The 13,156-nt window shown below is 73.8% G+C and carries 6 protein-coding genes; all 6 read left to right on the plus strand.

Annotation, left to right across the window (positions count from 1 at the left end; translation table 11 throughout):
• The first annotated feature begins 11 nt into the window (after window positions 1–11).
• The 6 genes from ACFFRH_RS42405 to ACFFRH_RS42430 all read left to right on the plus strand — a co-directional run bounded on the left by ACFFRH_RS42405 (window position 12) and on the right by ACFFRH_RS42430 (window position 13,133).
• Complete coding sequence (locus ACFFRH_RS42405) at window positions 12–7,010, plus strand: type I polyketide synthase (RefSeq protein WP_386163726.1); 6,999 nt, start codon at window positions 12–14, stop codon at window positions 7,008–7,010.
• Between the two features lie 18 nt (window positions 7,011–7,028).
• A complete protein-coding gene (locus ACFFRH_RS42410; RefSeq protein WP_344745930.1) occupies window positions 7,029–8,648 on the plus strand; it encodes a (2,3-dihydroxybenzoyl)adenylate synthase in 1,620 nt (539 codons plus the stop codon).
• 16 nt (window positions 8,649–8,664) lie between these two features.
• Window positions 8,665–10,251: an isochorismate synthase gene (locus ACFFRH_RS42415; protein WP_344745929.1), complete on the plus strand. Its 1,587-nt coding sequence runs from the start codon at window positions 8,665–8,667 to the stop codon at window positions 10,249–10,251.
• 30 nt (window positions 10,252–10,281) lie between these two features.
• Complete coding sequence (locus ACFFRH_RS42420; RefSeq protein WP_386163729.1) at window positions 10,282–11,181, plus strand: ABC transporter ATP-binding protein; 900 nt, start codon at window positions 10,282–10,284, stop codon at window positions 11,179–11,181.
• On the plus strand, window positions 11,178–11,951 hold the full coding sequence (locus tag ACFFRH_RS42425; RefSeq protein WP_386163731.1) for an ABC transporter permease: 774 nt from the start codon (window positions 11,178–11,180) through the stop codon (window positions 11,949–11,951). Before ACFFRH_RS42420 ends, ACFFRH_RS42425 begins: the two co-directional genes overlap by 4 nt.
• A gap of 291 nt (window positions 11,952–12,242) precedes the next feature.
• Window positions 12,243–13,133, plus strand: a complete 891-nt coding sequence (locus ACFFRH_RS42430) for an FG-GAP repeat domain-containing protein (protein WP_386163733.1) — start codon at window positions 12,243–12,245, stop codon at window positions 13,131–13,133.
• Window positions 13,134–13,156 lie beyond the last annotated feature (23 nt).

A 13,156-nucleotide genomic window follows, 5' to 3' on the forward strand; every position in this document is an offset into this window, starting at 1 on the left:
ATGATGGTGGGTTGCGCCGGTTGTGGACGAGCGCGGCCGAGGTGTGGGTGCGTGGTGGGGAGGTGGACTGGGAGCGGGCCATCGCCCCGGCCCGGCCTCGCCGGGTGGACCTGCCCACCTACGCCTTCCAGAACCAGCACTACTGGCCGGGCAGCGTCCAGACCAGCGGCGACCTCGCGCAGCTCGGCCTCGGCACCACCGGGCACCCGCTGCTCGCCGCGGCCGTGTCGCTCGCCGACGCGGAGGGCGTCCTGCTCACCGGCAGGCTCTCGCTGAAGACCCATCCGTGGCTCGCCGACCACGCGGTCAACGGGCAGGTGCTCCTGCCGGGAACCGCCTTCGTGGAGCTGGCCGTACGGGCGGGTGACGAGGTCGGCTGCGACCTGCTGGAGGAGCTGACGCTGCAGGCGCCGCTGGTCCTGCCCGCCACCGGCGGCGTACACGTGCAGATCGCCGTCGGCGCGCCCGACCAGGACGGCAGGCGCGCGCTGACCATCCACTCCCGCGCCGACGAGGAACCCTGGACCAGGCACGCGAGCGGCTTCCTCGCCAAGGACACCGTCGCGGCCACCTTCGCCGAGCCCTCCTGGCCGCCGCCGGGCGCGACGGCCCTGCAGGCGGGCGACGTGTACGAGCTGATGGCCGGGATCGGCGTCGACTACGGCCCGGCCTTCCGCGGGCTCACCGCGGTGTGGCGCAGGGACCGGGAGATCTTCGCCGAGGTCGCGCTGCCGGAGGGCACCGGGGCCGGCGAGTTCTGCCTGCACCCCGCCCTCCTCGACGCGGCGATCCAGCCGCTCGCCGTGGGCGGCTTCTTCGACGCCGAGTCCTCAGGGTCCTCCGGCGGCCCGATGCTGCCGTTCGCCTGGACCAACGTGCGGCTCGCGGCCACCGGCGCCGCCGCCCTGCGCGTGCGGCTCTCGCCCGCCGGGACGAACGGCGTCCGCGTCGAGGTCGCCGACACCGCGGGCACGCCCGTCGCCTGCGTGGACTCACTGGTCGTACGGGCGCTGGCCGCCGGGGACCTCAAGGCGGGCACCGACCCGCTGCGCGACGCGCTCTTCGCCCTCGACTGGGTCGCGGCGCAGCCCGTGGCGGCCGCCGAGCCCGGCGAGGCGCACTACGTCATCGCCGGCGGCGACGGCTCGCGGCTCGGCACCGTCCTGGAGGCGGCCGGAGCCCGGGTCGACGCGCCGGACCCGGACGGGCCGCTGCCGAGGCTCGCGTTCCTGCCGTGCGGCCCGGTCACCGACGCCGACCCGGCGGACGGGGCGCGGGCGGCGACCACCGAGGTGCTCGCGGTGGCGCAGTCCTGGCTCGACCAGGACAGGTACGCCGACGTCCCCCTGGTCGTCGTCACCGAGGGAGTGGTGGCGGGCGACAACCTGCCCGGCGCCGCCGTGTGGGGGCTGATCCGCTCGGCGCAGTCGGAGAACCCCGGCCGCTTCGTCCTGCTGGACGTCGACGGCACGGACGCGTCGTGGCGGGCCGTCCCGGCCGCCGCGACCTCCGGAGAACCCCAGGCCGCCCTGGTCGAGGGCGAGGTCCTCGTCCCGAGGCTCGCCCGCCACCCGGTCGCCCCCCCTGAAGCAGAGCCCGGAGCCGAGACCGGCACCACCGGCTGGGAGGCCGGTGGGACCGTGCTGATCACCGGGGGCACCGGCACCCTGGGCGGCCTCGTCGCCCGCCACCTGGTGACCGGGCACGGCGTGCGGAGGCTGCTGCTGACCAGCCGTCGCGGCCCCGACGCGGAGGGCGCGGCCCGGCTCGTCGCCGAGCTCGCCGAACTCGGCGCCGAGGTGACCGTCGCCGCCTGCGACGCCGCCGACCGCCAGGCCCTCGCCGACGTCCTGGCCACCGTCCCCGCGGAGCACCCGCTCACCGGGGTGGTCCACGCGGCGGGCACGCTCGACGACGGCGTGCTGGCCACCCTGACGCCCGAGCGGATCGACGCCGTGCTGCGTCCCAAGGCCGACGCCGTGCTGAACCTGCACGAGCTCACCAAGGACCTGCCGATCTCCGCGTTCGTGCTGTTCTCCTCGGCCGCGGGCGTCTTCGGCGGCCCCGGCCAGGGCAACTACGCGGCGGCCAACGCGTTCGTCGACGCCCTCGCCGTACGGCGGCGCGGGCTCGGCCTGCCCGCCCTCTCCCTGGCCTGGGGCCTGTGGGAGCAGGACAGCGGGCTGACCGGCACCCTCGGCGACGCCGACCGGGCCAGGCTGGCCCGTACCGGAGTCGTCCCGCTGACCACCGAGGACGGCCTCGCCCTGCTCGACACGGCCTGCGCCGCCGACCGGGCGACGCTCGTCCCCATCCGGCTGGAGCTGCGCAACCTGCGGATGGCGGCGCAGTTCGGCGCGCTGCCCGCGATCCTGCGGGGGCTGGTCCCGGTCTCCAAGCGGCGGGTGGTCGGCTCCGACCCGGCCGCCGCGTCGCAGCTGCGCGAGCGCCTGGCCCGCCTGCCGGAGAGCGAGCACCACAAGGTCGTGATGGACCTGGTGCTCGACCAGGTGGCGACCGTGCTCGGCTACCCCGACCCGAGCGCCGTGGAGCAGGACCGGCCCCTCAACGAGGCGGGCTTCGACTCGCTGACGGCGGTGGAGTTCCGTAACCGGATGAACGCGGCCACCGGCCTGCGGCTGCCCGCCACGCTGATCTTCGACTATCCGACGCCCGTCGCCCTCGTCCAGTATCTGTGCGGCAGGCTCCTCGACGGCCCGAAGGCGGCCGTGTCCGCCCACAGCGCGATCGACGCGGAGGAGCCGATCGCCATCGTCGGCATGAGCTGCCGGCTGCCCGGCGGCGTCACCGGCCCGGACGACCTGTGGAACCTGGTGGCCGGGGAGGGCGACGCGATGTCGATGTTCCCCCCCGACCGCAACTGGAACCTGGACGAGCTCTACCACCCCGACCCCGAGCACCCCGGCACCACCTACGCGCGGGAGGCCGGGTTCGTCTACGACGCCACCGCGTTCGACCCGTCGTTCTTCAGCATCTCCCCGAGGGAGGCCGTCGCGATGGATCCCCAGCAGCGGCTGCTGCTGGAGGGTTCGTGGGAGGCGCTGGAGCACGCGGGCATCGACCCGGCCGCCGTGCGCGGCAGCAGCACGGGCGTGTTCGTCGGGCTGATGTACCACGACTACGGGGTGCACCTGCAGAACGTGCCGAGTGACCTGGACGGCTTCGTCGGCACCGGCGTCTCGGCCGGGGTCGCCTCCGGCCGGGTGTCCTACGCGTTCGGCTTCGAGGGCCCCTCGGTCACCCTGGACACGGCGTGCTCCTCCTCGCTGGTCGCGCTGCACATGGCGATGCAGGCGCTGCGCAGGGGCGAGTGCTCGCTCGCGCTCGCCGGCGGCGTCACCGTGCTCTCCACCCCCGCGGTCTTCGTCGACTTCAGCCGCCAGCGCGGCCTCGCCGCCGACGGCCGCTGCAAGTCCTTCGCCGAGGCTGCGGACGGCACCGGCTGGGGCGAGGGCGTGGGCATGCTCCTGGTGGAGCGGCTCTCCGACGCCCGCCGCAACGGCCACCAGGTCCTCGCGGTGGTGCGCGGCAGCGCGATCAACCAGGACGGCGCCAGCTACGGGCTCACCGCTCCCAACGGCCCCTCCCAGCAGCGGCTGATCGAGCAGGCCCTGGCCGACGCCCGGCTGACCAACGCCGACGTCGACGCCGTCGAGGGACACGGCACCGGCACCACCCTCGGCGACCCGATCGAGGCGCAGGCCATCGTGGCCACCTACGGCCAGGACCGGCCCGAGGACCGGCCGCTGTGGCTCGGCTCGATCAAGTCGAACATCGGCCACACCCAGGCCGCCGCAGGTGTCGCGGGCATCATCAAGATGGTGATGGCGATGCGGCACGGCGTGCTGCCGCGGACCCTGCACGTGGACGAGCCGACCACGCACGTGGACTGGTCGGCCGGCGCGGTGCGCCTGCTCACCGAGGCCACGCCGTGGCCCGAGACCGCGCGGCCGCGCCGGGCGGGCGTCTCGTCCTTCGGGATCAGCGGCACCAACGCCCACGTCATCCTGGAGCAGGCGCCGGAGGAGCCCGCGGAGACGCGGGACGCGCCCGAGCGCCCGCTGATCCCGTGGGTGCTGTCGGCCAAGACGCAGGACGCGCTGCAGGCCCAGGCGCGCAGGCTGCGCGGCCACCTGGAGTCGTGGACGGGACACTCGGCGGCCGACGTCGCCCGGTCCCTGGCCACGACGCGCTCCTCGTTCAAACGCCGGATGGTCGTGCTCGGCGCCACCCGCGAGGAGCTCACCGCCGGGCTGGACGCCGCGCTGGCCCAGCGGCCCGCGGACAACGTGATCACCGGTTCGGCCGCCCGCGGCAGGCTCGCCTACCTGTTCACCGGCCAGGGCAGCCAGCGGCAGGGGATGGGGGAGGAGCTGTACGCGGCCTACCCGGAGTACGCGGCGGCGTTCGACGAGGTGTGCGCCCGGTTCGACCGGCACCTCGACCGGCCGCTGCGCGACGTCATCACCGGCGACCCCGCCCTCCTCCAGCAGACCCGCTACACCCAGGCCGCCCTGTTCGCCGTCGAGGTGGCCCTGTTCCGCTGCCTGGAGGCCTGGGGGGTGCGCCCGGACCTCCTCGCCGGCCACTCCATCGGCGAGCTCGTCGCCGCGCACGTCGCGGGCGTGCTGTCGCTGGACGACGCGGTCACGCTCGTGGCCGCGCGCGGCGGCCTGATGCAGGCGCTGCCGCCCGGCGGGGCGATGGTCTCGGTGCGCGCGGCGGAGGCCGACGTGCTGCCGCTGCTGGCCGGGTACGAGGACCGGGCCGGCATCGCCTCGGTCAACGGCCCGGCCTCCGTGGTGCTGTCCGGCACCGAGGAGAGCGTGCTGGAGCTGGCGGAGCTGCTGGCCGGGCGCGGGCACAAGACCAAGCGGCTCGCCGTCAGCCACGCCTTCCACTCGCCGCTGATGGAGCCGGCGCTGGAGGACTTCCTGGACGTCGCGAGGCGGCTGACCTACCATCCGCCCGCGATCCCCGTCATCTCCAACGTCACCGGCGAGCCCGCCACCACGGAGGAGCTGACCTCGCCGGAGTACTGGGCCAGGCACCTGCGGCAGGCCGTGCGCTTCTGCGACGGGGTCAGGACGCTGCGGAGCCGCGGCGTCACCACCTTCCTGGAGCTCGGCCCCGACGCCGTGCTGTCGGCCATGGTCGGCGACTGCGTGGAGGGCTGGACCGGGGTCGCCGTTCCGGCGCTGCGCCGCGACCGGCCGGAGGCGGCCTCGCTGCTCGAGGCGCTGGCGCGGGTCTCCGCGCACGGGACCGACGTCGACTGGGGCGCGGTCGTCGGCGCGGGCGCGACCGTGCGGCTGCCCACCTACCCCTTCCAGCGGCAGCGCTACTGGCCCGACCCGCCCTCGGTGGTGTCGTCGGTGCCGGCAGGGTCGGCAGGGGCGGCCGCGCCGCCCGACCGGGAGCTGTGGGACGCCGTCGCGCGCCAGGACCTGGACGGGCTGCTCGCCACCCTCGGCCTCGGCGCGGGGGCCACGCTGGACGACCTGCTGCCCGCGCTGGCCAGGCTGCACGGCGGCGGGAACACCGGAGCCGAGCACGAGCGTCTGCGCTACCAGCTCGGCTGGCAGCCGCTCACCGACCTGCCCGCGCCGGTCCTGTCGGGAACCTGGCCGGTGGTCGCGCCCGACGACTCCGCGGGAGCGGGCCGGGCGCTCGCGGCCGGGCTGGCCGCGCACGGCGCCGACACCGTCGTGCTCCCAGAGCTTCCCGCCTCCGACGCCGGGGTGGCGGGCGTCGTCTACCTGCTGCCCGAGGGCGCACCCCTTCCCGAGATCGCTCCCGGCTCGGCGCCGGTCTGGGTGCTCACGCGGGGCGCGGTCCGGGTGGCGCCGTCCGACGGGGACGTCGTGCCGGTGACCGTACGGACATGGGGCACGCTCAGGACCATGGCCCGCGAGGGGCTGCTGCGGGACGGCGGGCTGATCGACCTCCCGGCCAGGCTGGACGAGCACGTGCTGCGCCGGCTGTGCGTGGTGCTCTCCGGCGTGACCGGGGAGGACGAGCTCGCCGTACGGCTCGGCGGGGTGTTCGCGCGCAGGCTGCGACCGGCACCGCTCCGGGGGACGGCGCTGGGGGCGGAATGGCGGCCCAGCGGCACGGTCGTGCTGGCCGGGCCGCTCGACGAGACCACCGCCGAGCTGGGCAGGTGGGCCGCGCGCAACGGCGCGGACCAGGTCGTCCTCACCGAGCCCGATGCCAGGCTCGCGGACGAGCCCGGCGTGGTCGTGCGGGCGATCGGCGACGATCTCGCGGGTCTCGCCGGTCTCGCGGGTCTCCTGGATCTCCCGGTGACCGCCGTCGTCTGCACGACGCCGGAGGCGGCCCGGTTGTTCGACGAGCGGACCCGCTCGGCGGACCTGTCCGCCTTCGTCATGCTGGCACCGGCCCGGGCGGCCTGGGGCGAGGACGGCGCGTCGGACCACGAGTACTTCAACGCGCTGGCCGCCGAGCGGCGCGAGGCGGGGCTGCCGGCGCTGTCCGGCGCGGTCGGCCTGAAGGAACCGGCCGACGCGGTCGCGGCCGTCCGGCACGCGCTGCGCCAGGGGGACACCACGCTCGTCGTCGCCGACCCCGACTGGATCGCGCTGGCCGCCGCGACGCGCTCCCGGCTGCTGGACGCCATCCCCGAGGCGGTGCTCCTCCAGGACGAACCGGAGGACGTGGTCGACGGCGTCGCAGCCTTCCGCCGCCTGCTGGACGACAGCCCGGCGGAGGAGCACCACGGCATCCTGCTCGACGTGGTGCGCCGCCAGGCCGCCGCGATCCTGCAGTTCCCGCTGCCCGGCGCGGTCGAGCCCGACGCGGAGTTCTTCGAACTCGGCTTCTCCTCGATGGCCGCGGTGGAACTGCGCAACCGGCTCAGCGAGCTGACCGGCATCGCGCTGGCGGCCGACGCGGTCTACGACTACCCGACCCCGGCCGAGCTGGCGGAACACCTGCTCGCCGAGGCCACGGCCTCGGCCGCGGGCTGAGACGGAAAGGACACCCCCGTGCTCGAAGGATTCACCCCCTGGCCCGAGGAGTTCGCCGAACGCTACCGGGCGGCGGGCCACTGGACCGATGAGAACCTCGGCGAGTTCCTGCGGCGGCTGGCCCGCTCCCACCCGGGCAGGACCGCCCTCGTGGCGGGCCCGCACCGGTGGACCTACGCCGAGCTGGACTCGCGCACCGACCGGATGGCGGCCGGGCTGCATGAGCTCGGCATCGGCGCCGGAGACCGCGTCGTCGTGCAGCTGCCCAACGTGCCGGAGCTGGTGACGCTGTTCTTCGCGCTGTTCAGGATCGGCGCCCAGCCGGTCCTGGCGCTGCCCGCGCACCGCAGCAGCGAGATCACCTACTTCTGCGAGTTCACCGAGGCGGTCGCCTACGTCATCACGGACACGCATCTCGGGTTCGACTACCGGGAGCTGGCCGCCGAGGTCGTCGCCCGCGTACCCACCGTCAAGCACGTCCTCGTCGCGGGAGATCCGGGCGACCGGGGCGGCCCGGGTGGATCGCGCGGCTTCGTGGCGCTGGACGACGTCCGGGGCGGGTCCCTGCCCGGCCTGCCCCGCCCCGACCCGGCGGGGGTGGCGCTCTTCCTGCTGTCCGGCGGCACGACCGGGGTCCCCAAGCTCGTGCCGCGCGCCCACCAGGAATGGAGCTACAGCGGGCGCGCGGTCGCCGAGGCCTGCGGCTACGACGAGAACACCGTCCATATGGTGAACCTGCCGCTGAGCCACAACTGGCCGCTCACCCACGGGCTGCTCGCCACCTTCCACGCGGGCGGGACACTCGTGCTGGCACCGGGCCCCAGCCCGGACGAGTCCTTCCCGCTCATCGAGCGCGAGCGGGTGACCGAGACCGGCCTCATCCCCGGCGCGGCCCTGCTCTGGATGGAGGCCGCCGAGTGGGGCGAGCACGACATCTCCAGCCTGCGCCGCGTGACCATCGGCGGCACGAAGCTGCAGCCCGAGCTGGCCCGCCGGGTGGAGCCCGCCCTCGGCTGCCGGCTCCAGCAGGCCTTCGGCATGGCGGAGGGCCTGTGCGGCTTCCACCGGCCGGACGATCCGGCGGACGTGGTCCTGGTCAGCCAGGGGCTGCCCGTCTCGCCGGACGACGAGGTACGGGTGGTGGACGAGGACGACGACGACGTCGCCCCCGGAGAGGTGGGCCAGCTGTTGGCGCGCGGGCCGTACACCACCCGCGGCTACTACCGGGCGCCCGAGCACAACGCGCGGTCGTTCACCGCGGACGGGTTCTACCGGAGCGGCGACCTGGTGCGGCTGCTGCCGACCGGACACGTGATCTTCGAGGGCAGGGTGAAGGACCAGATCAACCGGGGCGGCGACAAGATCGCGGCGGAGGAGGTGGAGAACCACCTCCTCGCCCATCCGAACGTCCGCGAGGTCGCCTTCGTGGGCCTGCCCGACGAGATCCTCGGCGAACGGAGCTGCGCCTGCGTCGTCCCCCGCGGCACGCCTCCGACGCTGGCGGAGCTCACCGCGTTCCTGCGCGGGCGCGGCGTCGCGGCCTTCAAGTTCCCCGACCGCCTGGAGATCGTCGAGGCGCTCCCCGTCACGCCGCTCGGCAAGGTCAGCAAGAAACAGCTCGTGGGTATGTTCGGTTAACAGAGGACGATTCTCCATGCACCAGCCAGACATCGACCCGCACCTGCCGGACACCGCCCCGAACCCGATGGGCGCCGACCCGTACCTGGTGAACACCGAGCCGCGCACGCCGGACGCCGGCCCGTACCTGATGGGCGCCGGCCCGCATCCGCTGGGCACCGGCCCGTACCCGCCGGACGCCGGTCCGCGCCTGCCTGACATCGATCTGGCCGGATTCCTCGAAGTGCACGCGAAGGCGACCGCCGAGGCGCGCAACAACGCGAGCAGGACCCTGGCGACCTGGCGCCAGGAGATCGACCCCGTCGATCCGGCCGGGCTCCTCGTGCCGATGTTCGCGCGGACGAGGCGGGCGTTCGTCTGGATGTCCCCGGAGTCGAGCGTGATCGCGATGGGCAGCGCGGCCGACTTCGTCGAACGCGGCGCGGGCCGTTTCTCCGGCATCCGGACGAGCTGGGAGCGGACCGTCCAGAGCGCGGTGACCGGCGGACCCGGCCCGCGCGCCACGCCGTCGCTGGTCGGCGGCTTCGCCTTCGCCCCGCGCCCCGGGCCGCTCCCGGAGGCGCTGATGTGGGTGCCCCGGATCCTGGTCGCCCGGGATCGGGACGGACGGACCACGCTCGTGCTCAGCGTGAGCGTCGATCCCGCCCACCCCGTGCAGGACGACGTGGCACGGGTGATCGCGCAGGCCTGCGGCCTGCTCGCCGCCGCGGGCGGGCACCCGTGCCCCAGCCCCCACCTCGCCGGGACGACCGTCACGGAGATCCCTCCCGCCGCCGAGTGGAAGGCGCTGGTCGCGCGGGCGGCGGACCAGATCGGCCGCGGCAGGTTCGACAAAGCCGTCCTCGCCCGCCAGCTGCGCGTGAGCTCGCCGTGTCCCTACGACGTGCCGTCCGTGCTGGGGTCCCTGCTCGGCACGCGGTCCGGGACCACCGTCTTCGCCGTCGCGGCCGACGGGCACGCCTTCGTCGGCGCCACCCCGGAACGGCTGGTCAGCCTGCACGCCGGACGGGCCCGGTCGATGAGCCTGGCCGCGTCCATGCCGCGTGGCGCCACCCCCGCCGAGGACGCGCGGCTGCGCGCCGCCCTGCTGGAGGACGACAAGTGCCGGCGCGAGCAGCAGGTCGTCACCGAGATGCTCCGCCACGCCTTCGAGCAGGTGTGCCGGGAGGTCTCCGTGCCCGCCGAGCCGCACGTGCTCGACCTGCCGAACCTGCGCCACCTGCACAGCCGCATCGAGGGCGAGATCGCCGACCCGGAGAACACCAGCGTGCTCGACCTCGTCGAGCGGCTGCACCCCACCCCGGCCGTCGGCGGCCACCCCCGGAAGGGAACGCTCGACTGGATCGCCGCGACCGAACCCTTCGACCGCGGCTGGTACGCGGGCCCGGTCGGCTGGATGAACGCCGACCAGGAGGGTGACTTCGCCGTCGCCCTCCGCTCCGCCCACCTGTACGAGGGAACAGCCACTCTTTACGCGGGCTGCGGGATCGTGGCGGGATCCGACCCGGATGTGGAGCTCCAGGAGACCAGGCTCAAGTTCCGCCCTATGCTCGATGCCCTCGCCGTGCCCGCGTACGGGCCGGACGGGGCGGGAACCTCTTGATCGGAAAACACGCACGAGAGGCACGGGAACGTGATCCAGATAGACGGACTGACGAAGCGCTTCGGCGACAGGACAGCCGTGGACGACCTGACGTTCACCGTCGAGCCCGGCCGGGTCACCGGTTTCCTCGGCCCGAACGGAGCGGGCAAGTCGACGACCATGCGAATGATCCTCGGCCTCGACGCGCCGAACGCCGGGAGCGTGACGGTGAACGGCCACGGCTACGTGGGCGTGGCCAGGCCCATGCGTGAGGTGGGCGCCCTGCTGGACGCCCGCGCGCTGCACAAGGGCCGTACGGCACGCAACCACCTGCTCTGCCTGGCCCAGACCAACGGCATCCCGGGCAAACGGGTGGACGAGGTGCTGGAGCTGGTCGGGCTGGAATCGGTGGCGCGCAAACGGGCCGGATCCTTCTCCCTGGGCATGGGCCAGCGGCTCGGGATCGCGGTGGCGCTCCTCGGCGACCCGAAGGTGCTGCTGTTCGACGAACCGGTCAACGGCCTGGACCCCGAGGGCATCAAATGGATCCGCGAGCTGATGCGCGGGCTGGCCGGGGAGGGGCGCACCGTCCTGGTCTCCAGCCACCTGATGAGCGAGATGGCGCAGACCGCCGACCATCTCGTCGTCATCGGCAGGGGAAGGCTGATCGCGGACATCGGGATCGGCGAGTTCGTCCGGCAGGGCTCCAACGTGCTGGTGCGGACGGACGACAAGGACCGGCTCGTCCCCCACCTCGTCGAGGCGGGCGGCTCCGTCCAGGAAGGGACCGACGGCTCCTTCATCGTCACCGGGCTGGAGGCGAGGCGCATCGGCGAGGCCGCGCTGGCCGCCGGGGTCGTGCTGACGGAGCTGACACCACAACGATCGTTGGAGCAGGCTTACATGGATCTGACCCGCGACAGCGTCGAGTTCCAGGCGAGCGCGGCATGAGCGCCGTCGCGGACACGATGCGGTCGGAATGGACCAAGTTCCGGACGATCCCGTCCAACATCCCCATCCTGCTGGCGACCGTCGCCGTCATGGTGGGCGCGGGCGCGCTCACCGCCAACGGCGCGGCCAAGGGCCACCAGGCGGCGGGAGCGGCCTTCGACCCCACCTACATCAGCATGTACGGCGGGTTCCTGTTCGTCCAGATCGCCGTGGGCGCGCTCGGCGTGCTGGTGGTGTCCTCCGAGTACGCCACCGGGATGATCCGCACGAGCCTCACCGTGGTCCCGCGGCGAGGACGGCTGCTCGCCGCCAAGATCTGGACGTTCGGCCTGATCACCCTGGTGATGGGGGAGATCGCCGCCTTCGGGGCGTTCCTCGTCGGCCAGAGCGTGATCGGCGCCGCCGGCGCCCCGGCCGCGGCGCTCGGCCAGCCCGGCGTCCTGCGCGCCGTCGTCGGCATGGGACTGATCTGGGTCCTGGTGGGCCTCACCGGCGTGGCGCTCGGCTGCCTGCTGCGCGACACGATGGCCGCCACGACCGTGGTGGTGGCCGTCAACTTCATCATCCCCATCATCGGGCCCAGGCTCATGCCCGAGGCCGTCGGAAACTGGGTGAGCACGTACTGGCCGATCGCGGCCGGCCTCCGGGTCACCACCACCGTCCCCACCGCAGAGCGGCTGGCGCCCTGGACGGGGCTCGGCCTGATGGCCGCCTTCACCGCCGTCCTGCTGATCGTGGCCTTCGCGGTGTTCCGCTCGCGGGACGCCTGACGGCAGCGGTACCGACGCCCGGCCCCCGGTGTCCGGGGGCCGAGGGCCGGGGGCCGACACGGCGTCGGGCACCCGGCACTCGGCACTCGGCACTCGGCGCCCTGCACCCGGCACAACGCCCGACGCCCATCGCCCGACGCCCGGCGGCCGCTCAGGCCCGCCGGGCGTCGCCGTGTCCCCGCCCCCTATTGATGGCTCTACCAGCGCTTTTAGTGGCCCTTAGGGGTTACCCGCTTTATCCCGCCTCGCGAATACTGAAGTTCGGTAAACCCGGCGGGAGGAGCTACAAGAATGGCACCGAATTTCGCAAACGGTCAGTGCCGGTCCTTCCGCGGAGACGGGCGGCCGGACCTGCTCGTACGAAACACGGAAACGGGCGAGCTCTTCGTCTATCCGCACAGCGGCGAATTCAACGGCACCGCCACCTTCGACGAACCGGTCAGTATCGGTGAGGGTTTCGGATGGTGGCGTTTCTTCTTCGTCCGCGCGATCGACGCCACCGGGAACGGGCAGGCGGACATCTGCGCGTTCAGCGCCCACGAGTTCGACATCAACCCGGGCGAGAACGGGGAGCACGGCTTCTTCCTGCTGCGGAACCTGGGCGCACCGGGTGAGATCGGCCCGTTCGCCGAGCCGATCCGGGTGTCCGGCAGGCGCGACGACGGCCGGCAGTGGGAGACGATCGGGTTCGCCGACGTGACGGGCACCGGCACGGACGACACGTTCGGCCGGGGCAAGGACGCCGGCAACGTGGACGTGTTCCCCCACCGCAACCTGGGTGTCCTGCGCAACGAGACCTACGACAAGGATCCGGTGCGGCTCACCGAGATCGACGTCGACGACCTCCCCGTCGCGATGGCCGACTTCACCGGCAACGGCGACCTCGACCTGCTGGTCCGCCGGGCCAACGGCGACCTCGCCCTGTACGAGTTCGACGGCAGGCCGGGCACGACGACCGAGGGCACCTGGCACACCGTCGCCACCGGCTGGCAGGACATGCGCCTGATGGCGCTCACCGACATCGACATGGACGGGCACCCCGACCTGCTCGGGCTGCACCAGGACGGCACGCTCGCCGCCTATCGGCACAGCGGGAAGTTCAGTCCCGACTCCCCGCTGGAGCTTTTCCAGGAGCCGGTAACCGTCGCCACCGGATTCGGGATGTACGACGTCATCAGCTGATCACTCCGTCGGAATCTGGATAG

Origin of the sequence: Streptosporangium vulgare (assembly GCF_042428775.1) — a bacterium.
GTDB lineage: Bacteria > Actinomycetota > Actinomycetes > Streptosporangiales > Streptosporangiaceae > Streptosporangium > Streptosporangium vulgare.

Coding starts and splice junctions, on each gene's coding strand:
- ACFFRH_RS42415 (WP_344745929.1), top strand. CDS start 8,665: ATGCACCAGCCAGACATCGACCCGCACCTGCCGGACACCGCCCCGAAC.
- ACFFRH_RS42425 (WP_386163731.1), top strand. CDS start 11,178: ATGAGCGCCGTCGCGGACACGATGCGGTCGGAATGGACCAAGTTCCGG.
- ACFFRH_RS42430 (WP_386163733.1), top strand. CDS start 12,243: ATGGCACCGAATTTCGCAAACGGTCAGTGCCGGTCCTTCCGCGGAGAC.